The following is a 25,808-nucleotide window of genomic DNA, read 5'->3' on the forward strand; positions in this document are numbered from 1 at the left end:
TCAACCGTACATGAAAAAGACAGCCAAACCAGTATGGAGAATCGCCATTTCGGCCTTATTCGTTTTTGCGACCTCTTATCAAATTAATGCCCAGAGTACCACCAAAGCCAGCGAAGCAGCACTCTGCAAAACACTGGCCATCAAGGATAGTCTCGTTTTCAATGATATCCTAAACACCTGCAACTTCAATGAATTGTCGTCTATACTGGCACCGGACTTTCAATTTCTACAGGATAATGGTGGCCCGAAATATACAGGTGTAGTTGACCGGGAACGGTTCATCAATGACTTCAAAAGTTATTGCACCCGAAATAATGACCCCGCTTCCTTTAAAAAAGTAAGAAGGGTTGTAGCCGGCACGTTGCAAGCCTATACGACAAGCGACAATACGGCTATCCAAATGGGTGTCCAAAACTATTTCCTGACCAAAGCCGGGCAACCCGACCGGTTGATAGACGTTTCCCGCTTTACAAACACCTGGGTTTTAAAAGACGGAGACTGGAAACTGACCAAACAGTTCATATCGTTGGAAAACTTCCAGGCCGCTCACAAAGATAGTCTGTACGCCATCATTGAACAGATGGACACCAAGCTATTCAATGCCATCAATCACAAGGATCTGGCCACGCTGAAAAATATGTATGATGAGTCATTGGAATTCTATCACGACAAAAGCGGCTTGATGGATTACAAGACGAGCATGGCTATTAATGCGAAGCACTTTACCGATACCGCAGCCAATTATGTTGAACGAAGAGAACTCGACAAAAACAGTCTGAAGGTTTTTCCTATCCCCGGCTTTGGGGCCATGGAGGTTGGGATGCATCGTTTTTATACCAGCTTTAAGGGTAGCCCTGAAGAAGTGACAGCATCACCGCAATTCGTGATGATCTGGCAGAAAAAGGGCGATCAATGGAAAGTAGTAAAAGTGGTCAGTTACGGCCATTAGTATTCATTATTGATCCGTCATTTGTATATGAACAAAGCGTATCACAAACTCAGGTACTAAGGCAAAAATAAACATTGATTTGTGATGTTGGTTCCACTTTATTTTCCATTTGAATAATCAGTTGGTCAACAGTACCATATCGAACTGCTTTGCAAGCCACCTTTATAGCCTGTATTTCAGTTTCTTATCTCCAGTTTGCAGTACATTTATACCCCCCTTTACTGAGACTGTTTTATATTAGGTATTATGTTTTTAGAGGAAGCATCTACCTTAATGTCAGAAGCAGATTATTGTTTATCCGCGACCATTTTCGCTAAGCTTCTACTTTTTTTCAACTTATCATTTTTTCTTTAATTCCTTGACGGCATTGACCGGTGGCATGACAAAATCAGAATAGGCCGGTGAATACATGCTATCCTCTGATTTCTTCAATCAGCAAGAATACATTTAATTCTTTCATGATGCCCTCAATATCCCGGGCAAGAAAGCCATCGTGACACACATGGATTTTGTCGCAAATGTAGTTCTAAGAAACGATTTGAAGTTTGGTGATGAAATAAAAGGCAGGTCGGGTAAAAAATAATTCGTTGTGTTCGTAACCTTTTCCGATTTTGCCGGTCTCCACACTGAATTTGCTAACGATTATCCTGTACACGCTTGAATTCACTCACTGATAACGCACTGATGCTCCGGGTTAAAGAGGGCAATTTGCATCCGATGGGTTTGCTTTTTAAACGCTACCATCGCGAGCTCTTCGGCTTCTTTTACCATATGTGCAGTAACTCCGCCGCCGGTGAAGATATGGTTCAGACGGTTTTCTATCGAATGATCAAATACCGACAATCTTTCACCGGTGAAGGGGCCTTTCGAAGTTGGATGTATCAGCTGGCCCGCAACGTGTTGCTGGATGAGATTCAGCAAAATAAACAAAGATCTCAACAGTATAATCTGGCAGACTACGCCGAACGGATCGAGGGGGGTACTCCGGCCGACGAAGCATTGCAGAAATCCGAACAGGTTGCCCGGCTTCACGTGGCGCTGGCCCGGCTCAGTACCGCTCACCGTGAGGTATTGGTGATGAGTGAGTATCAGGAACTGAAATATAAAGAAATTGCTCAGATCCTGAATATAACGGAAGGAGCAGTCAAAACCCGGGTTCACCGGGCCATCCATGAGTTAAAGACCATCTATCTCAATCATGAATACGAACGATAATCGCCTTAGTTGTTCCCAAGCAAAAGAGTGGCTGCCGGAGGGACTGAAGAATCATCTGGAGCCGAAGGATCAAAAGGATTTTGATGCCCACATAGCTCAATGTCCGGACTGCCGGCAGGATGCAGCCGTTACGCGGCAACTGCAGCAATGGTTGCACACCGACCGAGCACCAAACCCCGGTCCCGAAATGCAGACCCGTTTTTTTGAAATGCTATATTCAATAGAGCAGGAAGAACCCATTTCAATGCCCGATTTTCGATCACGGTTGACGAACTTTTTTCACTTCGGCCGGAGACCCGTCATTGGGTTGCAGATAGCTTTTTGTCTGCTGTTACTGGGCATAGGAGTGGTGGCAGGCTACCGGTGGCGTGAACCGAATACACTGTCCGATACCGCTCAACAGCGGATCGATACAATGGAAGTGCAGGTACAGCAGATGCGCCGGATGATGATGCTTTCATTATTGGAAAATCCTTCTGCCACAGAACGCCTTCAGGCCGTCAGCCTTTCTGCCGAACTGGATCAGGCTGATGCTAATGTGATTGATGCACTGTTAACCACGCTCACTTATGACACCAATATCAATGTGCGCCTGGTAACGCTTGATGCCCTGACACAGTATGCCGACAATCCGCAGGTAAGAGAAGGCCTCATTCGGTCGCTGGCTCATCAGGACTCTCCGTTAGTTCAAATGGCTCTGGCGGACCTAATGGTAAAATTGCAGGAAAAACGCTCCATAAAGCCGCTTCAACAACTGTTCCGACAAAAAGGGGTTCGTCCGGTGGTTAAAGCTAAAATTGAACAATCAATTAAGCTGCTTTCCTGAAAAAGCTTCAAACTGTTTCTACTTCTTTTCTGAATTATACTGCCTACTGCAATGAATCACTATCTGATTATCTTTTTTTTAGTAGTATCGGGCTTTACCTCGGGCATTGTCCAAAACAACCACAAAGACCGACTAACCGTCGCATTAACAATTCCTGAAAAGCCGGGTACGCTGGAAATTGAGTTGGTTTATGGACATATACACGTCAAAGGGTATACAGGCAAAGAAATAATTATTGATGCCGCCTCTACCGGTGAGTTACTGAGTCGAACGAATGAAAGCAACAGTAAAGGGATGAAACGCATCGACGGAGGCAACCCGTTGGGGCTTTTGGCTGAGGAAGAGAATAATCACATTAAAGTAAGCACCAACAGCGCTTTCATGCCGGTCAATTTGACGATCAGGGTACCTCAGCGAATGTCGCTGAAACTACGCACGTATGATAAAGGGGATATCATGGTTGAAAATGTGATCGGCAACATGGAAGTGGACAACACTACCGGTTCGATCACCTTGACCAATATAGGCGGATCAGTCGTGGCAAATACCTACAATGGCCGCTTACAGGCGTCTTTTCAACCCGGCCGGCTTACTAAACCAATGGCTTTTTCTTCGATGGGCGGGCAAATTGATATCGCATGCCCGGCTTCGCTGAAAGCCAATGTTAAAGTAAAGTCCGAACGGGGTGAAGTTTTCAGCGACTTCGATATTGCTAAAAGTCAGACTAAAACTGTTTACTCGGATGATTCAGGTCGAAAAAGGACAACCCTCGATGATTGGCTGCACGGCAGGATCAACGGGGGTGGTCCGGAGATCATGATTAAAAATTACTACGGCAATATCTACCTGAAAAAGAGTCCTAAATAGGCGCTGTGCAGCTTCACCGCCGGTGACCTGAATCTTTCTCAACTCCCTTATTTCATTCTTACATTAAACAACTGCTGATATGTTCAACAAACAGATCCCATTGCTTATGCTCTTTATTGGAGGCATTTTATCTTCCGTTCATGCTCAACCGAAGACAGAAATTCTATTGGTAGGCTCTTACCATATGGCCGGTACTGACGACCCGTTAAAAGTGGATTCGGATAATATGCTGAGTCCCAAACGCCAACAGGAAATCAATGAAGTACTCGATCAGTTACAGAAATTTCGTCCGACGAAAATATTTGTCGAAGTGATGCCCTCCCTGCAGGCCCACTGGGATAGTGCTTATGTGTTGGCAGAGAAAGGGTTGTTACCCACCGACGGATGGGCGGGCAGTGAATCTTTTCAGTTGGGGACTCGGTTAGCACAACGATTAAAGCTTCCTAAAGCAGTGATCGGGGTGCATTGGAAGTTATCGGACACAACAAACAATTCGACTTTCGACCGGTTGTACCGAGAGTATCAACAATCGGTCAGCAGGCATTTCGAAACAATTCAGGTGGATGAAAACGGTTGGTGGACCGTAAATGCAGAATCGGTTCTTGCGTATTTTAAGACCACTTATCGGGAGATCGCGTCGTTATCGGTCAAAGAATCGTTGAAAATCCTCAACTCACCGGAATTTTCCAAAAAGCTGTATTATGCCAACAACATCATGATTATGGATAAAAATGCGCACGATTTCGGTGTAACGGGTTCCATCTCCAATATTGTTCGCAACCTACATATTTACACAAATATCATGCGCAATATCGGCCCTGAGGATGAACGGGTCCTGGTGGTGTACGGCATGGGCCATATTGAGTCTTTGCGCCACATGTTTGAGGGCAACCCCCAAATGAAGGCAGTAGCTTTTTCAGAGGTCGTTAAATGAATAAGAAATTTCGGTTAGTACCCGACTACTTCCGTGTGCAGACTGTGAGCAAGAGTTGATAAAGCCGCTTTGATCATACTGCAAGGAGGAAAACAACGATGAGAAAAGTTTTGCAAAAGCTTTTGTAAAACTTTTCTCGGGGCAAAAAAGAGAGAAGCATTTCGGTTATTTGAAAAGCCGGGCAAAGAGGCTATTTTTCATAAAATTCATTATTGAACTGCTTTGCAGGTCGCTTTTATAACCTGTATTTCAGCCTCTTATTTCCATTTTGCAGTACATTTATACCCCCGTTTTTTGAGACGGTTGAAGCATTGGCAAATTACTTAATATTGTTAGGTAAAGTTATGATTGACACATAAAATCTCAGAGTCCGCCTTTTATTTCGAAAAAAATGATGAAATTTGAATATATCCGTTACTGCATGGGCTTAACATATTTATAATGAATGCATATCGTAATTAGCTCTATTCAGAAAAGTATTCAGGGCTCTGCAGACACCACGAATACCGAAAAATATTGTAACATATGAATAATATATCGCGGCGATACATCCTTATCGGACCTCTGCTCTGCCTTCTATTAACAGGCTGTATCAAACGTGAACCGGAGCTCGATCCTTATCCACAATGGACCCATGTCTGGGCTGATCCGTCTGAATCCGCCATTACACTGCAATGGAAATACGCTTATTCCGCAGGAAATTATTCACGCAGTCCCGTATCCTTAGTTGTCCCTAAGCGCATCGACGTATATTTTGGTGAATTACCTTCAGATTTGACACTTTACAAAACACTACCTGTTACGGACACTTTACTTCAGTTTACGGGCCTGATTTCAGGCAAACAATATCACTTTAAAGTACATCTGATTACCGATAATCCCTATTACAGTTATTCGGAAAATGTGATGGCTATCCCCGGCAAATACAATCCATTGAAACCGGTACGTTTACCCGCAGATATCACCACTTTTAACAAAAATCCAATCGAATACTTATCTTACTTTCAGGACACCACGAAGGTACTGGTTGGCTATTGGGGCACAGGAACCTTTCTTCACAACTTAAAAACAAATCGTTGGGTAAAATTAAGTGAGCAAGCGGGTTACCCCGCCTGGAGTAAATCGAATACTAAAGTGGCTATCGGCACTCATTATGCTGACATCAAATCTATACCGGCATCAATGGATATTTTTGATTTCGATCAATCGCAAGACAGCTTACGATTGATTAAACGTATCCGCCTTCCAAGCTCATGGCTCGCCGGTTATATCTGGAGTCAGGACGAAAAGTCAATCTTTTTAGATATCCCCATCCCCACTCCGTCACCTGTTCAACAACTGTTTGTTGCTAATGACAGCCTTACAGCCCCGGGCAGCCCTACAAGATATGACAAATATAGTTTTGTATGGCTTGATGAAAATCGCTTACTCCTTGGGGGATCTACCAGTTTGAATGGAGGGGTGCATGGCTACAACGCTGTAAGTCATGTTATAGGGGCAACTTCAAGTGACCCTATTGTTTTTAATTTGTCAAAAGGCAGTTATGAAAGTTTGACGGATCATCCCCAACTACATGAAATTGGTTTTCCTACCCCAATAGATCAGGCATCGAAAATAGCCTATCTCAATAGCGTGTCCGGCTATGCTGCTGTTTGGTTATATGACATGAAAACTCGAACATCCCGTCCGCTGACAACACGGTTGAGTAACGGCTCTCTTACCATTCATGGTTTACAGTGGATCGAATCTCATAGAATGCTTAATTTGTACTATTCTGATTATTCGGCAAATACCGTTGTACATGGCTATACTATTCCTTTTTAGATAACGTTTATTAACTTCGGCGCTGTTTTGTAAAAGTCGAAATTCAAGGGTTTCGGTAATTTTCTGTGTCAATCAAGACTTTAATTTACAATAAAAGGCTTGATTGCCCTTAATACATACTATTGGTTGAAGCTTTAATTTCCTTTACCCCTTTTGAAGAGCATCCTACTCAATATAAAATTCATTATAAAGCTGCATTGAAGGATGATTATAGCTCGCTGGCTACCCGAATCAGTAATTCAATACTCTACCCCATTACAGTGCCGGCCCTAATGGACATTTTTGAAACGGATACGTACTTCAGGGAATACTGTAATGAGGCATTCAGCGGTGAAGAATGGGAAAGCATCGTTATAGATGAAAATGATCAAGAGGATGCGCCACTGTTCTTTATTAGACTATCAGAAAATTAACAACGTCACACGTTAGATTCTGCTGTCCAATTTTCCTGTTTTGCCCCGCTATATATTCTTAAACATGTATTGAAACACCGTTAACAGTTAAGGAAAATAAAATGAGAAGCAGGCAGATATATTACCTTACGGCAACGTTGATTTGGTTTTCTCACGTTAAGGTCATGGGTAAATTTTGTAGCATAAAAACCAAAACCAATTACTTATGAAACTTAAAACCCTGTGTTTATTACTTTTGTCCTCAATGGCTCTCGGTCAGAAACAATACCTGCCGGCTTACTATATTACTTTAGAGGGTGATACAATAAGGGGTATGGCGGAGTACAAAAGCATGGAAAAACCTTTTGAAAGTGTTGATTTCAGAAGAAATAATGAGGGAGCAACTGAAACTGTAGCAGCAGAAAACGCGAAGAAGATTTTCCTGAGTTCATTAAAGGAAGAATACGAAAGTTTGAAATTACCTGTTCGTGACATCAGCCCGAATGCCACCTATGCCACCTCACCCCTGTCCGTTAATCCTGTTTATAAGCAACTCTTTATTCAAAAAAAAGTGGGCGGAGCAAAAGCCTCTCTGTATGCCGGCGAAGATAACTACGGTATCACACGGTATTATGTAATGAGCAATTCTGAAGTAACAGAACTGATCAACTATACCTATTTTGTTTCCGATGCCAACAGAAATAACTATAAATTAACCAAAGCCGACTATAAATCTCAACTTAAAGCCCTTACATCCGACGCCGTCAATTTCAGTCAGCCCACTCCACTCTACCGTGAAAGCAGCCTGAGAGATTACTTCATAAAATATAACTCGGAATTTGATCCCAATGTTATCTCTTATCAATCAGCAGCGAAAAAATTGCTTTTGAATCTTGCGCCGGTAGTGGGTTACAACTTCAATAATCAATCACCGATCTATGGAGGAAAGCTGAGAGTGAACATTCCGGGGAAGAACTATAATCGTTTTATCAGAGCCTCCTACCTGTGGATTCCCAACACCCCAATTAATTCCAAAAAACAAACTGTCAAATCGTTCACGTTTGGACTCGGCTCCTATATGGGCAGTGGAAACATACGACCCTTTTTCGCCTTTGATTTTGAAAGTGCCAAAAGTATTAATGAGGCTAATGCAGCACTGACTTTTTCCGTCGGGATAAGTTATAAAAGAAGAATAGATCTGGAGATAGGGAGAATTCCTTTGGTAAAAACCGGTTACTCCGAGATTAAAATAATTTCATCACAGCTGAGTCTGAGCCTTTATTTCGGAAAAACAACCGGTAAGTGATTTTACAAACCCGGCGTGTTGTAAGAGTGCTGTCAAATCTGTTTTATCAGAAAGCAGATCGGAGAAGAAGCAAGCGGCCTTACTATCGGTTATACTCTTCCAATGCTAACTATAGAAGTAACGTCGGAATTTTCGTAGAAAAGAACACAAAAACAAAAGCGCCCCGCCAATTGGCAGGGCGTTTTGCTGCAGTACATGAAAAAAAACAGGAAAGTAAAGACGGTTACCGCCGTAAAAAGGTCGGTAATTTACCCAAGGCCCGGGAAACCATTCCGATGAAGCCGGTGCCGCCCGCCGCCAGTCCCAACCACCACTTCCAACGCTGCCGTACTCTTCGGGAGAAGACCGACATGACCAGTCCGAGGCAACCGATGATAAATACTGCGATACACGCCAGGATAGCTGTGATCATGGAGATGCGGGCCAGACCCGTAAGTCGCTGTTCAAATTGGAAGAGTCTCGCCTCGGTTTGTTCGGACTCATTGTCTGTTTCAGATGCCATAGGATAAAGGGGTTTTACGCCCATGGTATTAAGCGGATAGCCGGACTCGGCGTGGAGCTGCATGAAATACTTCTCCAGGGTAGCTCCGATCTTGAGCGATACCTGCTGGGTGAAGGGGCCACGGGTACGGGCTTGATACACGGACATCGGCAAAGGGCTTAATGAGTGTACGAAGTTGACACGCTGCCGATTAGGGTCAAAATACCCCCCTCGGAATACCTAAGGTTTCCTAAGGTTCCGCCAAAGGCAGGATACCTTGGTTTCCTTGAGGAAACCAAGGTTTTTGGAGAAAAATGAAGAATTGGGAGAAGAACCTAAGGTATCCTTGGGTTCCCTCCAGGAAACTGAGCTTTTTGGAGAACAATAAGAAACATAGTAACTTGCATCTGCACCCCCCACCCACTGACGTTAGAAACCTTACCTGTGAGAATTGAATGGCTTCAGTACCCAATTTAGAGAGTGTGGAAGTAAACGCGAAGTTTCTGGCAAGAAACGGTGTTTACTCGGAGAGTTATGCCGACTACATGATGGCAAAAGTGCGCAAGGCCCTCAACAAAACGCGCATTTCAGTGCATTCCTTTTGTGAATTCTACCGGATCGGCACCCGCATGTTTGAAGAATGAAATAAGCACAGTCGCTTCGTATATACATACGGGGCACCTCCGGCATTGATCCTTCAAAAATACGTAGGAATCCTTGGTTTCCTATGATCGTAAAGGGGGATAACTACCGCTTGATAACTTTTTTATGACACGAGATGCTCCGTGAATAGGCTTGGCGGCAAAATTGCTTTTGAGTTAACCGGGATTTATGGAAGTAAAACATTCAGGAAATGACGGATGGCATTACCTTTTTAAATCATCATAATAGTAAGGGGCAATGACATAAGAACCGTCTGCCAATGGCAGACGGTTCTTTTATTTTAGACAGGAAACCAAGGTTTCTTTAAGGAAACCCGAGTGAGTGATTTAAAGGAATAAGAAGCAATTGAATTGTTGAATGAATCTTTGTACTTCCGACTGCCGGCAACCGGGCGTTGGTATATTGCTAAGATGCCACCAGCTGCATTAAGGCTTTTTTTGCCTCTTCGTTATGTTCGACAATCTCCGGATTGAATGCGGGTTCGAAGCGATTGCCGACTTTGACAACCAGCTTGCAAAGCAGCAAATTATGCGTATTTGATTTTGTATTACCCTGATTATCATTGGCGTACAGCATGATGGTTCGGATGGGATTGGCGGCATACGAGCCATAAACCTTACTGTCAATGACGCGTTCGACATAAGGAAAAGCGCGGTTTACGCGGAGAAAACGTGGAATCGGCATCATCTGATGATCTGAATTCGGCATTTCAGTAGCGGTTTATGTTGAAAACAATTGAGAACAAGTAAAAACAGATGATAATGCTATGATGGGTTTAGGGCGTGGTATACGCTTAGAGCCTTCCAGCCCGGTTTCAGGCCGTTCGCTTCCTTCTTCTTGATTCATATAATTTGATATTTACATATTTGCTTGTTATACTTGACAAGCGAGTATGATGTTTATTTAATATTATCATAAATATTACAATGTTATCATAATTAAGCAAGTAATTTATAATATAATTGAATCATTTTTAATGATTATAAACAATCGCCATTAATAAATGACTGTAGGAGAAAGAGTTAGAGAAGTAAGAGGCATAAAAACTTTAAATGAGTTTTCGGAAAAACTTGGCGTGAAAGCAGCCAATATCTCAAGCGTTGAGAATAATCGCTCTCAAATGTCATTAGAATTGGCTATCAAAATATCCGAAGTGTATGGAGTGAGTTTGGACTGGCTTCTCAAAGGAACAGGCACTAAGGATGGCACCTTGCCGAAATTGGATGAGCATAGCGAAAATTACATCACCATCACTAAAGATGAGCTTATTTCGCTTCAACGGCAGGCTATGAAAAACAAGGATGAGAAAATAGAGCAACTTCAAAAGCAGGTTCAAACTAAAAATATTAATCCGGTATCTAATTAACATTATCTATACGTAATATACTGCAAACTGTACGTAAAATTAACCACTATACAACCTTCATGAAGTCTATTCTTTGTTCTGTACTGACTCTTTTGTCCCTTGGTGCAATGGCCCAAAAGGGAGTTGTTTTGACGGATAAATCGGCCGATAAAAAAGTTGAGGTCACCATCGACGGCAAACCTTTTACCGATTATTTTTATCCCGGGCCTGACGTGCTGAAAAAAGCCGTGCTGTACCCACTCCGCACCGCCAACGGCACCGACATTACGCGCGGTTGGCCGATCAATCCGCGTCCGGGCGAGCGTGTAGACCACCCGCACCACGTCGGAATGTGGCTCAACTACGAAGCCGTCAACGGCCACGACTTTTGGAACAACTCTTTGAGCGTCAATCACTCCAAAGGAACGTACGGAACCATTGTCCATACGGGCATCAAAAGCATAAAAAGCGGTAAAAAGCAGGGAGAATTGACCGTAACGGCCGATTGGCTCGACAAAAACGGCGCGCTCATGCTGACCGAAACAACCACTTATTTATTCAGCGGCGATGCCACCACCCGCACCATAGACCGCATTACCACGCTCACGGCCAAAACGGATTTGGTCACGTTCAAAGATGTGAAAGACGGGATGTTTGCGATTCGTGTAGCCCGCCAATTGGAGCATCCTTCCAAAAGCCCTGAAGTATTTACAGATGCGAGCGGTATTGCAACCAAAGTACCTACTATGGACAATACCGGTGTATCGGGCAGCTACCGCAACAGCGAGGGCATTGAAGGCGAAGATGTATGGAGCAAACGCGCGCGTTGGTGCAATCTGCGCGGGAAAATGGGCAACGAAACTGTCAACGTCGTCATTCTGGATCACCCCAAAAACGTAGGTTATCCTACTTATTGGCACGCTCGCGGCTACGGCCTTTTCGCCGCTAATCCGCTGGGAATGAAAGTATTCAGCAATGGAAAGGAAGAATTGAATCTGCAACTTAAAAACGGCGAATCGACAACGTTCCGCTACCGCACTGTCATTGCTTCCGAAACATTATCAGACGATAAGATCAATCAGATCGCGGCTGATTTCGGTAAAGTAAAATAGTTTTATAAAACCATATAAGGCATATGAGGGAATATAAGACCGATTTGCTTATATTCCCTCATATGCCTTATATGGTTTAAAACAAAAACGCTTCAAATCACATACTTAACGCTTTAGTCCTTATTCCCCACGCCTAAGCAATCCTTTTTTTTGCACACCTCTTCCATTGCTTAGTTTTATCGGCACAAACGAAGCACTGCGATGAAATTTAAGTATTTCGAACAGCCGGAAAAATTCGCTCATTTCATAGAAGAAAAAACGCACTGCTCCATCTGTGAGGAGTCCAAACGCTGCTTTGATGCCACCGCATTTTACGGTGAAGAAAGCATTCATGCCATTTGTTCCGACTGCCTTGCCAACGGGAAACTGAAATCCTATGCCATTACTACCTGCGAAGGGGATACCGAGGAATTAAGCCGGCAACTTAAAACGCTTTCCCCTGCCCTAGCGTCAAATGAAATTGCAGACATAGTACGTGAAAAGACGGAAGAACTGGAAAAAACAACGCCTCAACTTATCAGTTGGCAGGACTGGAATTGGCCCTGCGCTGACGGGGATTATTGCAGCTTTATCGGCTATGGTTCAAAGGCTTTGTATAATCGACTGGACAAAAACAACGACGGCGCATGGACCTTTCAGTTATCGTTATATTACACCGTAAAAGACGAAGAAGACGCGGATGAATTATGGGACGAATATATGCCTGCCAAAGCCATTAAAAGCTATGAGGAAAGTACGGAGTACGATACGCTTTTTTACGTATTCAAAAGCCTCATAAGCAATCAAATTGTCACGATTTGGGACGCTTCCTAGTTTATAAATGATTCGCTATGACCTTTGAACAAATTACCCGGACGCTCATCTCAGCAGAAATCCTCGTTTTCCTGTGTTGGCTCTACAAAATTTGGTTTCCTGATAGTGGCGCCGATCCGGCAGGGAAAGGTTTAGGAGTTGTTTATACCTTAGCATTAGGGATTTATATTCTCGTCAACATTGGTTTTATGTTCATTCACACCGGCTGGAGCATGAGCATTGCGGCCGTATTGGCACTCATGCCTGTTCTTATTACCATTTACGGTGTCATATTATGGTTAAAAACTCGTAATAGACATTACTGAAAAATAATTTTGCAACAATTAATCATTCAAAACGATGCTGCTTTTCTGGATTCTTTGGGGTATTGATGCCGTTATCTCACTCGTACTGTTGTATTTTTTCTTCGTAGGTTTAGCCGACGGTTCTGTGTCTTCCTACAACATGGGCCTATGGTCATTGATAGTGATTGGTATCGGAGCTATTATGCTTGGCAGCCTGTGGCTAAAATCGCATCAATATCTTTATTTAGCAGACATAGTTCTCGCCATTTTGGCCGTTCCCGGGTTATTGTACGGTTTATTCCTGCTTATGATTCTGATCACCAAACCTCGCTGGAATTAACCTTCCATGCTGCTTTTTTGACGATTCAGCCGAAGGCTGTTGTTCTGCGTAAAAGGTTTTTGTTGTTTTACGACGTTTTTAACGTCATAAAACCCAAAAAATCAATGAAACTTTTTACCATTGCATGTGCCGCCGCCTTTTGTTTAAGCGTTGGAATCGCCAATGCGCAGATCAACACGCCTGCACCAAGTCCTTCAGCTACTGTCTCCCAAAGCGTTGGACTGGCTAAAATAACCGTTGAATACAGCCGCCCGTCTTTGAAAGGCCGCAAACTATTCGGCACACCCTTAGCTCCTTACGGGCAGGTGTGGCGTACAGGAGCCAACAAAGTACCCAATTTGATCCTGTCACAGGAAGTAACCATCGAAGGGCAAAAGGTTCCTGCCGGCACCTATGGCTTATTTACCATTCCAACCGAAACCGAATGGACCGTTATTTTGAGCAAAAACGCCAATCAATGGGGCGCTTATGAGTATAAGCAATCTGAAGATTTAGTGCGTTTTAAGGTGAAAGCCGAAAAGCCCGCTAAAACAGAAGAATATTTCACGATTGAATTTACCGATTTCACCCCTACTTCGTCCAAAATTGCCATTCGGTGGGAAAATCTACAGGCAAAATTCACCGTAGCGCATGATCCTGACGCGCAGATCATGGCTGAAATTCAACAAAAGACCACTGCTGCCGACGTTAACGAAGGAACACTCTCGGCTGCTGCAAATTATTATTACGACACCAACCGCGATTTGAACAAAGCCTACGAATGGGCCAATAAAGTGGTGGAGAAAGAAAAAGAATATTGGACTTACTATCTGCGCGGTAAAATCGCGGCTAAAATAGGCAAATGTGACGTAGCCATTGCCGACGCCCAAAAAGGATTGGAGCTGGCCAAAAAAGCCAATGATGGTGCCTACATCCTAAACCATACCAATGTATTGAAAGCGTGCGGAAAATAGTCATTCGTTTATTTTACAAAAAAGGCTGAAGTCAACACTTCGGCTTTTTTTGTACAGTAACAGACTGTTTTTTAGTTTCTCTTCTATCCTTCATTGATTTTATATACCAATAACATTATATTTGTAAAGTTCCCCCATTTCCTTACACCATTCATTATTGAAGTATAACCGGCCATTTATTCGTAAAACGTAAACATCTATTTCAGTTCTTGGTTATAATTCTAAATTATTAATATGACCTTTAATTCAAAATCGGGTAAATCTATTTTCTTGGCTGATGATGACGCTGATGATTGTCTTTTGTTTGAAGATGCATTGCGAGAAGTTTCCCAACAGACAAAACTTACTACTGCTAACGACGGAATAGAGTTGATGGATATTTTGGATTCCAAAGTTCCCCCTCCGCCGGATGTTATTTTTCTTGACCTCAACATGCCCCGAAAAAATGGATTTGAGTGTCTCACGGAAATAAAACACATTGAAAAACTCAAAAATATTCCTGTTGTAATATTTTCCACTTCATCTCAGCCCGAAGCGATCAATAAGGTCTATGAGCAGGGAGCCAACTATTACGTATGCAAACCGGGGTCATTTTCGAAACTGAAACTTGTCATTCAAAAGGTTTTGGCCATTGACTGGAATCATCCTAAAACGGCGCGCGACAAAGAAAACTTTTTGATAACGCTCTGAATAGGTTTGTTTCGGCACCATTTAAGATACATTTTATTCTATTTTCGGCAGGACGAGGCTTCGTTTTAGATTATCCACAAATTGTCCGACGTATGAATTGGATCGAATTGGATTTTGCGAAAGCAAAAACGCGACATATTTTGTTTAAAACACAACTTCGAGCCATTTTGTACGGTGCGCAAATCGATGAACTACCTGTCGTGTCTCCTCACGAATGTGGCTTCGGGAAATGGATCTATGAGTATGCGTTACCCCAATACGGACATATTCCGGAGATGCATGTACTTGAAAAAATCCATACAAACCTTCACACCTGCGCCGAAGAACTCATCAAACTTTACAAAAATAACCAACCGGAAATCGCACGCGAAGGGCTGTTGAAGATGGAATCGATCGCCCAAGAGCTTACGGCACTGTTGGCGGCAGTTGAGAAGCACTCCATTGATCAACAAAAAGAACCCGGCAAAGAAGAATCGCCGGGCGAGTTGACCATTCACTACAAAGAACTCCTCGACTTACACGTTACTATCCAACAATTGGACGAACGCATCAGGGAACAAATAGTGCTTTCGATGCAGGCCCGTAAGGAAGCACAGGAAAGCGAAACAAAATTCGACAATATTGTACAACAGGTTCCCGTTGGGATCACCATTCTGCAGGGTCCGGAATTTATCGTTGAAATGGCGAATGATACATATCTCCAAATCGTAGACAGGTCGAGGTCAGCATTTGTAGGGAGGTCGTTATTTGATTCACTTCCCGAAGTAAAAACAGCAGTACAACCTCTCTTAGAGGAAGTTATGAGTACGGGTTTTCCCTATTACGGAAATGAGTTTGAAGTGCCGCTTAACCGATTTGGGAAAAAAGAGGCAACGTTTTTCAATTTTGTTTATCAGCCTTTACGTGATGCCGAACAAAACGTAACAGGCATCATTGTAGTAGCCAATGAGGTGACCAATCTTGTTAATGCAAAACATATATTTGAACAAAGCGAAAGTCGGTTTAGAAATTTAGTCATGCAGTCACCCATCGCCATGACCATCTTCAAAGGCAGAGATTACCTTATAGACTTAGCTAACGAAACACTGGTAACTAACATTTGGCGTCGAAAATACGAAGAAGTACAGGGCAAAAAGCTTTTTGACGTTTTTCCCGAGCTCATTGGACAACCCTTTCCCCAATTGTTGGACCAAGTATTCAATACCGGCATTACCTACCGGGAAAAGGAGGCGCTTGCTTACGTTGAAGGCGACGACGGTATGAAGAAATTCTACCTTGATTTTGAATATGCCCCCTTATTCGATACAGAAAAAGTGGTTTCGAGCATCATGGTCACCGTGTATGATGTAACCGAAAAAGCAGAGGCCCGTAAAAAAATCGAAGATACCGAAGAGCGATTGCGTATTGCCGTAGAAGCAACCGATCTGGGCACCTTTGAAGCCAATTTAAAGACGGGTAAATTGGACGCGTCCAAACGGTTTTTAGAAATATTTGACTTTGCCGAAGAAGCTCCTGCTGATCACGTTAAATTCATCAAACGAATTCATCCAAATGATCTTGATATACGTCAGAAAGCGCACGCGCTTTCGTACAAAACGGGCATTCTTAATTATGAATTTAGGGTGGTGCACCGCGATCAATCGCTGCATTGGGTAAAAGTCAAGGGAAAGGTTGAATTTGATGATCAAAAAGAGCCGGCCCGTATTTTGGGAACCGTTCTTGACGTTACTGAAGAAAAGCAATCCAGACAACTGATCGAAGAAAGCGAGAACAGATTGCGGATGTTGGCCGGTTCGCTGGAAATAATGGTAGAAGACCGCACTCAAGAGTTGGTAACCATCAATAACCAATTGGAGAAAACAAATACTGAATTGGCCCAATTTGCGTACGTTGCGAGCCATGATCTGCAGGAGCCGCTTCGTAAGATCCAAACACTTGCTTCCCGAATTGCCGAGATCGAAAAAGATAATTTAACGGAGAAAGGGAGTGACTATTTCCGTCGAATGCAGACGGCCGCTACCCGAATGCAGCAGCTTATTTTGGATCTACTGGTATATTCACGTACCAATACCTCCGAAAAACACTTCGAACCGGTCAATCTCAATGTGTTGCTGCAAAGTGTTAAAGACCATCTAAATGAACAAATTGAGCAAAAACAGGCAATTATTCAATCTTCTTTCCTGCCCGTTTTGGAGGTAATTCCGTTTCAATTCGAACAATTATTTACCAACCTGATCAGCAACTCTCTGAAGTTTTTGAAACCCGACACGCCTCTGCAGATCACCGTTACATACCAACGTTTACACGGCATCCCTATCCAAAAAGCATCCCCACACGTTGAGTATCATCTCATCACCTTCAGCGACAACGGAATCGGGTTTGACCCTCAGTTCAGCGAGCGAATTTTTCAGGTATTTCAACGCCTTCATAGTAAAGACGCTTATGAAGGCACCGGAATTGGTCTGGCGATCTGCAAAAAAATCATTGAGAATCATCACGGTTTCATTACTGCCACGAGCGAACCGGGAAAAGGAGCCACTTTTTTCATGTATTTACCGGTAGAAAACTGAGCAAATCAGTCGGCTCGCCACAACAGCGAAGAATCGCCGTAACTTAAAAAACGATAGTCATTGGTCATTGCTTCCTGATACACAGTACGCCATTGCGGACCTACAAAAGCCGCTACAAGCAACATCAACGTCGAACCGGGCTGGTGATAATTCGTAATAAGTCCTTTACAGATTTTGAATTCATAGCCCGGAAAGATCATGATTTCGGTCTCTCCCACCAATTCTTCCAATTGATGCGCCGTCATGTACTCTAAAATTGCCTCCAATGCTTCTATTGCGGTATGCGTTGACTCATATTGCTGATACGGGGTCAGTTTTTCGATAAAAAAATGCTCGCCGTCATCTCTTTTTTCTAAAGAAGAATTCAGCAATTTATTCCCGATCCAATACAAACTTTCCAACGAACGCATCGACGTTGTACCCACCACTACCACATCCTGTATTTTTGAAAGCAATTGTACAATAAACGATTTTGTAAATACGACCTGCTCAGAATGCATGGTATGCTCAACCACATTTTGAACTTTGACAGGCTGAAAAGTCCCCGCGCCAACGTGCAGCGTCACAAAATCGTGGGTAACACCTTTTTCTGAGAGTTGTTGAAAAACCTTTTGCGTAAAATGAAGTCCTGCCGTGGGCGCTGCTACGGCTCCTTCCACTTTTGAATACACCGTCTGATACGTATCTGCATCATGCGCATCGGCGTGGCGTCCCAAATAAGGAGGCAGCGGAATTTCCCCTAACGCACGAATAACATCGGCAAAATAGAATCCCGGAGTCCAACTGAATTGAACCCAATTCTTATCATAATCTATTAATCTTGCCTCAATACTGCACTTACCCCCCTGCACCTCACACTCAATACTTAATTTTTCGTCTGCTTTCCACCGTTTTTTATTACCGACCATACAACTCCAAACGCAGGATTGTGTTTGTTGCATGATGTCGTTGATGATTCGGGTAGGTGCCTCAGGATGCAACAGAAAAACCTCGATCGTTGCGCCCGTTGGCTTTCTGAAAAACACCCTTGCAGGAATTACTTTAGTATTATTAAAGACCAAAAACGTGGTTGAAGGCAAAAATTGCGGCAGATCATAAAAACGTTCGTGTTGAATAGAACCGTTCTTATAAACTAACAGCTTGGAAGTATCGCGTGGCTCCAACGGAAAACGGGCAATACGTTCGTCAGGAAGTTCGTATTGATAATCCGAGAGTGGAATTTCGGGAAGATTTTGCATAACAAGCGCTCCAACAACTAGCTTTCTTCTTCTTTCGGTTTCAACATCAACCGAACGGGAAGCGCCAGAACGATCACTAATAACAGTACCACAACCAAATAAAACAGCCCTTCAAAATCTCCGATCTTAAAGGTAAATTCATTATTGACCGTTGCCAAGGCAAAAACCGTCATGGCAATGATCGTATTGATCATGGCTACTAAGCTATAGATCCAGTTTAGAAGATGCTCATTGAGTTCATCCCGTTGTGCCGCCCATTCCAATTGATTGGGAATGGGTAAAAGGTGGCTCGGCAATTTGGTAAGTTGACGCCCTAAAGCAGGAAAAAGTACATTATTGACTAAGATCAAACCAACGATAATATAGAAAATATCCGATTTGCTCATGAACTCATCTGCCTTTCCCAATGCATCAAAATGAACGCCGACATCATTGCTGAAAAGGCTGTAACTATAGATAGAAGTCCCAAATACCGCAAGCATTGAGCATAAACGCCATATGCGGATGGCTAAAGTTGTAAATTTCATAGGTAAAAAGTTAAGGGTTAAAAGTTAGAAGTTGAAGGCTGATTATGACGTAAGCCTCTGACTTGTAACTCTTAACCCTTTTTTCATGTTCTAAAAAATCACGTTGCCGCAATTTCTATTTCTTCTCCGTATTTATCGTAAAACTTAAACTCCGTAACAGCCAATGAGCTGTCTTTCAAAAGTTTAACCCACGATTTATATCTAAACAACCACTTGAGTCGGGGCGACGGGAATCCCGCCGTAAAGTACGCGTGCAAGTACGGGTGAAGGGCTACCGACACCTTTTGTTCGTTTTGACGAGTAAGGAGATATTCAAGGTTATTTTCAATAATATCCGAAATCAGGATACTGGGCTGAATCGTACCGGCTCCATTACATGTTGGGCACACTTCGCGCGTCACAATGTTAATTTCCGGACGAACCCGTTGGCGCGTGATCTGCATCAACCCAAACTTTGTCAGCGGGAGCAACGTAAACTTCGAACGGTCGGCCTTCATTTCGGCTTTCATTTCGTCATAAAGTTGCTTTTTGTGTTCGGCTTTCTTCATGTCTATGAAGTCTACCACAATGATTCCGCCCATATCGCGCAGGCGCAACTGGCGGGCAATTTCTTTCGCCGCTTCGATGTTGGTGTGCAGTGCCGTATCTTCCTGACTTTCCTCGTTATTGGACTTGTTGCCGCTGTTGACATCTATAACGTGGAGTGCTTCGGTATGTTCTACAATGAGATACCCTCCTCCCGGAAGGCTTACCGAGCGTCCAAACAATGATTTGATCTGCTTTTCAAGACCTACCTGCTCAAACAGCTTGTTTTTACCGCTGTAGAGTTTGACAATTTTCTCTTTGTCAGGCGCAATGGTATGAATAAACCCTTTGATGTCATCGTACATGTCTTTGGTATCTACCGTAATACTGTCAAAAGTATCATTCAGCAGATCCCGCATAATGGACGACGCCCGGTTCATCTCTCCGATTATTCGGTCGCGCGGTTTGGCTTCGCTCAGCATTTTCATGCCCGATTCCCACTTTTGAATGGAATTTTGAATATCTCTATCCAACTCTTCCACTTCTTTGTTGGCAGCTACTGTGCGAACAATGATGCCAAAATTTGCGGGCTTCACCGAAGTCATCAGTCGGTGCAAACGGGTGCGTTCGGCTTTATCCGTAATTTTTTTAGAGATATTGACCGAGTTTGAAAAGGGAACCAACACCGCGTAGCGGCCTGCAATGGAAATATCGCACGAGAGGCGGGGGCCTTTGGTCGAAATGGGTTCTTTCACTACCTGAACCAGTATGGGCTGATTTTTGCCCAGTACTTTGTCAATTTTTCCAAGTTTATCAATTTCCGGCTCCATCTTGAAGTTATTCAATTTGCCGGAATTCATGCGCTTGGCAATGACTTCTTTGGTCAGTTTATTAAGCGATTGAACATTGGGACCTAAGTCATGGTAATGTAGAAAAGCATCTTTTTCATATCCGATGTCAACAAAAGCAGCGTTCAGACCGGTAACGAGTTTTCGGACAGTACCTAAGTAAATATCACCGACCGTAAAACTGTTTTCCGACTCCTCCACATGGTACTCCACAAGGCGCTTCTGTTGCAAAAGCGCTATGCGTGTCCCTTTTTGGGAGGCACTGATGATTAATTCGCTACTCAATGGTTTAAAGGATCTAAGGTGAAAACCATTCTGTAAATCTTACGAATGGTTCAAAACAACAACATAGTCAAACAGGCATTTGACGAAGCACATAAAACCCAAAACCAAGGTTGAAAAGCACCTTGGTTTTGGGGTAAATTACTTCTTCTTATGACGATTTTTTCTGAGGCGCTTTTTCCGTTTGTGAGTAGCGATCTTATGTCTTTTTCTTTTCTTTCCGCAAGGCATAGCTTTACATTTTTTAAGTTAATTATTATGTTACCGCGGCCATAAGCCGCCCGTCATTCATTTGTTATTGCGCGAATAACGGTTTCATTTCAAGTCTTTTTCCAATTCAGCAATTGCTGCCTGAATGGTAGGATCTTTCTCCTGACCTTTTACAACCGACAGTTCTTCCAGCGCTTCTTTGTTCTTGCCCGTTTGAGCCAACGACACCCCCAGATAAAAACGTGCTTTGGAATTAGTGGGATTCCCTTTCAACAGTTGACGAAAACGTTCCACCGCTTTTTCATATTGGTTTGAACGCATCGAAAGAAGTCCCAAATTAAACAACGCCGTTTCATTGGTTGGATCACTCGCCAATACTTCTCTTAACAACAGAATTCCCTGCATAGGCGTTTCAGTGGAGACGTAGGTCATGGCCAAATTCGCTTTTACGTTGAGAAGAGCAGGATTCTTATCAAGGGCTTTTTGGTACCATTCTCTAGCCTTAGCACCTAACGCCGTCGATTTACTGTTATCTACCGCAAAACTAAATGCATCATAATAGCGGTCTCCTGCACGAACCAAATTAGGTTCGGAAGGCTCCAACAAAGCAAGCGTTTCGGCATACTTTGCTGCGCTGTCAAATTTTCTGATGTCCAAATAAAAATCAGAAAGTTGTGAAATGGCTTTTATTTTTTGCTTCGGATCCCTCGCCGACGAGAACTGCTGATGCAGTGCCGCGACCGAATGTTGCTGTTCGGCAGTCAAAGGTGTAGTATGAGATTCTGCCGCCGTCGAAGGTTTTTCAACGTTTTCCGACGCAGAAGCCTGAGTGCTGTCTTTTCCCTCCGATAATTTTCGGTCCTGGCTTTTAACCACCACCTTAGGCAAACTGTAAAGCCCGCCGGTAAGTACTGAAGCCAATAAAATAACAATCAGGATTGAACGATTCATAACATTTTCAGGCAGTTCCCTCTACACCATTGAAATTACTTATCTGAGCCTTTTACTTGCTCAACAAATACTTTAGCAGGCTTAAAGCTTGGAACATAATGCTCGTCAATGACGATAGCCGTGTTCTTAGAAATGTTACGAGCTACTTTTTTAGCGCGTTTTTTGTTTACAAAACTACCAAAACCACGGACGTAAATGTTTTCGCCTTTGGCCAATGAGTCTTTTACTACTGTGAAAAACGCTTCAACTGTTTCAGAAACGTGTGCTTTTTCGATGCCGGTTTGATCGGCAACTGCTGCAATTAAGTCTGCTTTCGTCACTTTTTTAAACTTTAAGGTTATAAAACTGTTATTCTTTGTGATATTAGTTTCAAAATCCTGCGAAGCCGATCTATTTTACAATCGGCTTATTTTGAGCGCACAAAAGTAGTATAATTTCGACAAATTGCGAAAATCTTTTATGCCATTATTTCAAAATAAACATTCGAAAACCATTGAATAACAAGTTTTTTGCCAAAAAGCTCATTAAGTGGTATGAATACCATCACCGGGATTTACCTTGGCGGCAGACCCGTGATCCTTATTACATCTGGCTCTCGGAAATAATTCTTCAACAGACGCGCGTCGCACAGGGATTACCGTATTATGAACGATTTGTGAACACCTACCCTACCGTCTTTGATTTGGCCAATGCCTCTGAACAAGAGGTGATTCGTCTCTGGCAGGGATTGGGTTATTACTCCCGCGCCCGCAACCTGCACCAAACGGCAAAATACATTGTACAGGAATTGAATGGTGTCTTTCCTCCAAACTACGCAGGTCTGCTTCGTTTGAAAGGAATAGGTCCTTATACCGCCGCCGCCATTGCTTCTTTTGCCTACGATGAGCCGGTGGCCGTGGTGGACGGAAATGTCTATCGAGTATTGGCAAGGGTATTTGGCATAGATACTGATATTACCGGCGGAGAAGGGCAGCGTCAATTTGCCAAGTTAGCCGCCGAGCTTATTTCGCAGGAGCAACCTGCCACGTACAATCAGGCTATCATGGAATTTGGGGCAGTACAATGCACCCCGTCAGCGCCTGATTGTCTGCTTTGTCCGGTCCAACAGGAGTGTCTGGCGTTTGCTACCGGGCGCATTCATTTATTGCCTGTCAAAATCAAAAAAACCAAGGTACGCGAACGCTTTTTCAATTATTTTGTCATTGTTCAAAACGGCCGCGTTGCCATGCGCCAACGCACCGCGAAAGACATCTGGCAACAACTGTATGATTTCTACCTTATTGAGAGTGACGCACCCGTTGAATCAGCAGATGAATTTTCTGATAATCAACCACTTAAAAGCATTTTTTTGCAAACAATCATTACTCCGCCCAAGCGAATTTTTACGCATATTTTATCTCATCAACGGATTCAGGCGCAGTTTTGGGTGCTGGAAGCAGCGCCCGAAACTACGCTGCATTTGCCCCCTGAATTAACTTTTTTAACCGAAGATGAAATTGAAAATGTACCCAAACCTGTGTTAGTCACGTCTTATTGGAAAGAGCATAATTTTTAGTTATTTTTGTAGTAAAGAGACGCGAAAAAACCGGCAAATCAAGATCCCTGAAACGTTGGTTATTGTCGTTATTTTTCGTATATTCTCGTTCCAATTTGCAACTTTAAACATCTAATAAATACAATGGCAGGAGTAAACAAAGTAATTCTATTGGGGAATTTGGGCAGCGACCCGGAAGTGCGTCACTTGGAAAATGGCTCAGCAGTGGCTCGGTTCAATATTGCCACTTCTGAAGCTTACACCAACCGCAGCGGCGAGCGCGTAGAGCAGACAGAATGGCACCGAATTGAACTATGGGACAATTTGGCCAAGATTGCCGAACAATACCTTCGGAAAGGAAATACCGTTTACATTGAAGGGAAATTGCGCACGGAAACGTGGACGGATAAAGAAGGAAAACAGCGCGAAGGTAAAACAGTCAGAGCCAATACGATGCAATTAGTAGGAGGCCGAAACAGCGGCGGCGAAAGCAATGAGCCGCAGTATCAGTCTCAACCATCTCAGCCTGTTGCTTCTACGCCGGCTCCCCGTCCTGCACCCAGACCGGCCGAGCCCATTGCGGCAGACCTTGGCGGCGGTGACGACGATTTGCCGTTCTAGTTCTAAACAAAAAAGCCTGACAGTGCGTTACTGTCAGGCTTTTCTTATTCGACTCGTTTACTTCTTTACAATTTCCATTTTCACTTCGTAATTTTTCTGCGCATCGGCATCTACCGGAAGTATGGGGTACGGCGAGACTTGTTTCAGAATGAACAAATAAGGCTTGTTTTGAATCGATACTTCCAAGGTATCTTGGCTTATCGAACCTTTGTACTGAGAAGGTCGAACCTGTTGACAATCTCCAAGGCACATCTGCACTTTCTGAGTATCATTGACCGCCAGATCAACCACTACCTCTCCTGCTCTGATACAAAGTGCGTTGGCCGGGCAACGGCTGTCGGCCACCGAATTAAATGAGAGTTTGAACGCATCTACCTGAGTTTGTTGCTTGATTTTCAAGCTAAATTCTTCTTTTAAGCTTAATGTTCCGTTGAGATTTTGTTTCTCAGCATCAACTTTGTCCGTTTTACAACCTACCGCTGTTAAAAAAACAAATAAGATTACTTTTTTCATGGCAATAATAAATAATACATTTATACGACAAACACCGCGTCTGTCTATTAAACAGGACGCAGCCCTTTTTTAAAAAGTTGTAATCTTTATTGAAAAATGTTATCAATTATCGGTATTAACCACGTTGCGCTGTACGTAGCTGATGTGGAACGCAGCATAGAATTTTACGGAAACATCGTAGGTTTAACCCCTTTAGCCCGTCCGGCATTTGACTTTCCGGGAGCTTGGTTTCAGATAGGAACGGAGCAGGAACTGCATTTGATAGGAATACGAACGGAGAACGTCGTATCAGGCTCTCGAAGCAATCATTTTGCGCTGGAGGTAGTCGATCTGAATGCGTGGGAAGCACATTTTAAAGCAACAAATACGACCCATCGGCCCATCAAATTTCGTCCGGATGGGATACGTCAACTGTTTCTCCAAGATCCGGACGGTTATTGGATAGAGCTTTTTTCAAGAAACGACAACCAAACGGTTTAGTTTGGTTGTCGTTCGGTTATTTTTTCTCGAAAGCCAAGGCGGCACCGTTCATGCAATAACGCAAGCCGGTGGGGCGAGGGCCGTCGTCAAACACGTGGCCTAAGTGGGCATCGCAGGTAGCGCAAATGACCTCTTCACGTTCCATCCCCAAGCTTTTGTCTTTTTCGTCTTTCAGAACTTTTTTGTTCAATGGCGCATAAAAACTTGGCCAACCTGTTCCGGACTCAAACTTTGTATCGGAACTGAAAAGGGGTGTGCCGCAACAAACGCATTTGTACGTCCCTTTTTCTTTATTGTTCCAGAAAGGTCCCGTAAAAGCGCGTTCTGTGCCTTTTTGGCGCGTCACGTAATACTGCATGGGGGTCAAAAGTTTTTTCCACTCCGCATCTGTTTTTACGACCCGCTTCAACTCCTGACTTTGCTGTTGCGCCATTGCCAACGGCCCTACCAATACTGCTCCTCCTAAAGTACGAATGAAAATACGGCGATCCATCTTTGTTAGTTTATTCATGTTT

At 43.4% G+C, this 25,808-nt stretch carries 29 protein-coding genes; 20 read left to right on the top strand and 9 right to left on the bottom strand.

Translation table 11 applies throughout. The features are described from left to right. Window positions 1-10: 10 nt before the first annotated feature. The 8 genes from ACQY73_RS02565 (at window position 11) to ACQY73_RS02600 (ending at window position 8,313) form a co-directional block, all read left to right on the top strand. Window positions 11-949 carry a nuclear transport factor 2 family protein gene (locus ACQY73_RS02565; RefSeq protein ID WP_428661013.1) on the top strand — a complete coding sequence of 313 codons (939 nt, stop codon included), beginning with the start codon at window positions 11-13 and terminating at the stop codon, window positions 947-949. Window positions 950-1,606: 657 nt separating this feature from the next. Continuing rightward, entirely contained in the window at window positions 1,607-2,164 is a 558-nt protein-coding gene (locus ACQY73_RS02570) for an RNA polymerase sigma factor (RefSeq protein WP_428661016.1), read from the top strand. Beyond that, entirely contained in the window at window positions 2,148-2,990 is an 843-nt protein-coding gene (locus ACQY73_RS02575) for a HEAT repeat domain-containing protein (protein WP_428661019.1), read from the top strand. Before ACQY73_RS02570 ends, ACQY73_RS02575 begins: the two co-directional genes overlap by 17 nt. A gap of 51 nt (window positions 2,991-3,041) precedes the next feature. Continuing rightward, a complete protein-coding gene (locus ACQY73_RS02580) occupies window positions 3,042-3,857 on the top strand; it encodes a DUF4097 family beta strand repeat-containing protein (protein WP_428661022.1) in 816 nt (271 codons plus the stop codon). Window positions 3,858-3,936: 79 nt separating this feature from the next. Further along, window positions 3,937-4,791, top strand: a complete 855-nt coding sequence (locus tag ACQY73_RS02585) for a DUF5694 domain-containing protein (protein ID WP_428661024.1) — start codon at window positions 3,937-3,939, stop codon at window positions 4,789-4,791. Between the two features lie 525 nt (window positions 4,792-5,316). Beyond that, entirely contained in the window at window positions 5,317-6,615 is a 1,299-nt protein-coding gene (locus ACQY73_RS02590) for a hypothetical protein (RefSeq protein ID WP_428661027.1), read from the top strand. A 122-nt stretch (window positions 6,616-6,737) separates the two neighbouring features. Then, window positions 6,738-7,028 carry a hypothetical protein gene (locus tag ACQY73_RS02595; RefSeq protein ID WP_428661029.1) on the top strand — a complete coding sequence of 97 codons (291 nt, stop codon included), beginning with the start codon at window positions 6,738-6,740 and terminating at the stop codon, window positions 7,026-7,028. A 205-nt stretch (window positions 7,029-7,233) separates the two neighbouring features. Then, on the top strand, window positions 7,234-8,313 hold the full coding sequence (locus tag ACQY73_RS02600) for a hypothetical protein (RefSeq protein WP_428661031.1): 1,080 nt from the start codon (window positions 7,234-7,236) through the stop codon (window positions 8,311-8,313). Between the two features lie 223 nt (window positions 8,314-8,536). Here ACQY73_RS02600 and ACQY73_RS02605 read toward each other — a convergent pair whose 3' ends face one another. Continuing rightward, window positions 8,537-8,962, bottom strand: a complete 426-nt coding sequence (locus ACQY73_RS02605; protein ID WP_428661033.1) for a hypothetical protein — start codon at window positions 8,960-8,962, stop codon at window positions 8,537-8,539. 287 nt (window positions 8,963-9,249) lie between these two features. Between ACQY73_RS02605 and ACQY73_RS02610 the strand changes: the two genes are divergently transcribed. After that, complete coding sequence (locus tag ACQY73_RS02610) at window positions 9,250-9,438, top strand: hypothetical protein (RefSeq protein ID WP_428661036.1); 189 nt, start codon at window positions 9,250-9,252, stop codon at window positions 9,436-9,438. Window positions 9,439-9,862: 424 nt separating this feature from the next. On the opposite strand, the gene ACQY73_RS02615 is transcribed toward ACQY73_RS02610, so the two are convergent. Next, complete coding sequence (locus ACQY73_RS02615) at window positions 9,863-10,165, bottom strand: hypothetical protein (RefSeq protein ID WP_428661039.1); 303 nt, start codon at window positions 10,163-10,165, stop codon at window positions 9,863-9,865. Window positions 10,166-10,460: 295 nt separating this feature from the next. Between ACQY73_RS02615 and ACQY73_RS02620 the strand changes: the two genes are divergently transcribed. The 8 genes from ACQY73_RS02620 to ACQY73_RS02655 all read left to right on the top strand — a co-directional run bounded on the left by ACQY73_RS02620 (window position 10,461) and on the right by ACQY73_RS02655 (window position 17,564). Further along, complete coding sequence (locus ACQY73_RS02620; RefSeq protein WP_428661041.1) at window positions 10,461-10,823, top strand: helix-turn-helix domain-containing protein; 363 nt, start codon at window positions 10,461-10,463, stop codon at window positions 10,821-10,823. A 59-nt stretch (window positions 10,824-10,882) separates the two neighbouring features. Beyond that, a complete protein-coding gene (locus ACQY73_RS02625) occupies window positions 10,883-11,914 on the top strand; it encodes a PmoA family protein (protein ID WP_428661043.1) in 1,032 nt (343 codons plus the stop codon). A 201-nt stretch (window positions 11,915-12,115) separates the two neighbouring features. Beyond that, window positions 12,116-12,727, top strand: coding sequence for a CbrC family protein (locus ACQY73_RS02630; protein WP_428661045.1), 612 nt, complete (start codon window positions 12,116-12,118; stop codon window positions 12,725-12,727). A gap of 17 nt (window positions 12,728-12,744) precedes the next feature. After that, window positions 12,745-13,032 carry a hypothetical protein gene (locus ACQY73_RS02635; protein WP_428661048.1) on the top strand — a complete coding sequence of 96 codons (288 nt, stop codon included), beginning with the start codon at window positions 12,745-12,747 and terminating at the stop codon, window positions 13,030-13,032. A gap of 34 nt (window positions 13,033-13,066) precedes the next feature. Further along, the gene (locus tag ACQY73_RS02640) at window positions 13,067-13,351 is read left to right on the top strand and encodes an osmoprotectant transporter permease (RefSeq protein WP_428661051.1); all 285 of its coding nucleotides are present in this window, start codon (window positions 13,067-13,069) and stop codon (window positions 13,349-13,351) included. Window positions 13,352-13,455: 104 nt separating this feature from the next. Beyond that, on the top strand, window positions 13,456-14,304 hold the full coding sequence (locus tag ACQY73_RS02645; protein WP_428661053.1) for a DUF2911 domain-containing protein: 849 nt from the start codon (window positions 13,456-13,458) through the stop codon (window positions 14,302-14,304). Window positions 14,305-14,538: 234 nt separating this feature from the next. Then, window positions 14,539-14,994 (top strand): response regulator, encoded by a 456-nt coding sequence (locus ACQY73_RS02650; RefSeq protein WP_428661056.1) that lies wholly within the window; start codon window positions 14,539-14,541, stop codon window positions 14,992-14,994. Window positions 14,995-15,086: 92 nt separating this feature from the next. Beyond that, window positions 15,087-17,564 (top strand): ATP-binding protein, encoded by a 2,478-nt coding sequence (locus tag ACQY73_RS02655; RefSeq protein WP_428661058.1) that lies wholly within the window; start codon window positions 15,087-15,089, stop codon window positions 17,562-17,564. 5 nt (window positions 17,565-17,569) lie between these two features. Here the strand turns inward: ACQY73_RS02655 and ACQY73_RS02660 are convergent, their stop codons facing one another. From ACQY73_RS02660 to ACQY73_RS02680, 5 genes are all read right to left on the bottom strand, one after another. Beyond that, window positions 17,570-18,802, bottom strand: a complete 1,233-nt coding sequence (locus ACQY73_RS02660) for an S-adenosylmethionine:tRNA ribosyltransferase-isomerase (RefSeq protein WP_428661060.1) — start codon at window positions 18,800-18,802, stop codon at window positions 17,570-17,572. A 17-nt stretch (window positions 18,803-18,819) separates the two neighbouring features. Next, the gene (locus tag ACQY73_RS02665; RefSeq protein ID WP_428661063.1) at window positions 18,820-19,329 is read right to left on the bottom strand and encodes a hypothetical protein; all 510 of its coding nucleotides are present in this window, start codon (window positions 19,327-19,329) and stop codon (window positions 18,820-18,822) included. Window positions 19,330-19,427: 98 nt separating this feature from the next. Then, on the bottom strand, window positions 19,428-20,987 hold the full coding sequence (locus ACQY73_RS02670; RefSeq protein ID WP_428661066.1) for an Rne/Rng family ribonuclease: 1,560 nt from the start codon (window positions 20,985-20,987) through the stop codon (window positions 19,428-19,430). 312 nt (window positions 20,988-21,299) lie between these two features. Next, window positions 21,300-22,145, bottom strand: a complete 846-nt coding sequence (locus ACQY73_RS02675; protein ID WP_428661068.1) for a tetratricopeptide repeat protein — start codon at window positions 22,143-22,145, stop codon at window positions 21,300-21,302. A gap of 35 nt (window positions 22,146-22,180) precedes the next feature. Beyond that, complete coding sequence (locus tag ACQY73_RS02680; RefSeq protein ID WP_013930219.1) at window positions 22,181-22,465, bottom strand: HU family DNA-binding protein; 285 nt, start codon at window positions 22,463-22,465, stop codon at window positions 22,181-22,183. A gap of 173 nt (window positions 22,466-22,638) precedes the next feature. Between ACQY73_RS02680 and mutY the strand changes: the two genes are divergently transcribed. Further along, window positions 22,639-23,700 (top strand): A/G-specific adenine glycosylase, encoded by a 1,062-nt coding sequence (gene mutY / locus ACQY73_RS02685; RefSeq protein ID WP_428661072.1) that lies wholly within the window; start codon window positions 22,639-22,641, stop codon window positions 23,698-23,700. Window positions 23,701-23,823: 123 nt separating this feature from the next. After that, window positions 23,824-24,300, top strand: coding sequence for a single-stranded DNA-binding protein (locus ACQY73_RS02690; RefSeq protein ID WP_428661075.1), 477 nt, complete (start codon window positions 23,824-23,826; stop codon window positions 24,298-24,300). Window positions 24,301-24,357: 57 nt separating this feature from the next. On the opposite strand, the gene ACQY73_RS02695 is transcribed toward ACQY73_RS02690, so the two are convergent. After that, window positions 24,358-24,813 carry a hypothetical protein gene (locus ACQY73_RS02695; protein ID WP_428661078.1) on the bottom strand — a complete coding sequence of 152 codons (456 nt, stop codon included), beginning with the start codon at window positions 24,811-24,813 and terminating at the stop codon, window positions 24,358-24,360. A gap of 96 nt (window positions 24,814-24,909) precedes the next feature. On the opposite strand from ACQY73_RS02695, the gene ACQY73_RS02700 reads away from it, so the two are divergent. Then, complete coding sequence (locus tag ACQY73_RS02700) at window positions 24,910-25,293, top strand: VOC family protein (RefSeq protein WP_428661081.1); 384 nt, start codon at window positions 24,910-24,912, stop codon at window positions 25,291-25,293. A gap of 16 nt (window positions 25,294-25,309) precedes the next feature. Here the strand turns inward: ACQY73_RS02700 and msrB are convergent, their stop codons facing one another. Next, window positions 25,310-25,726: a peptide-methionine (R)-S-oxide reductase MsrB gene (gene msrB, locus ACQY73_RS02705; RefSeq protein ID WP_428668406.1), complete on the bottom strand. Its 417-nt coding sequence runs from the start codon at window positions 25,724-25,726 to the stop codon at window positions 25,310-25,312. Between the last annotated feature and the right edge of the window lie 82 nt (window positions 25,727-25,808).

This window comes from Runella sp., from assembly GCF_965279615.1.
Lineage (GTDB): Bacteria > Bacteroidota > Bacteroidia > Cytophagales > Spirosomataceae > Runella.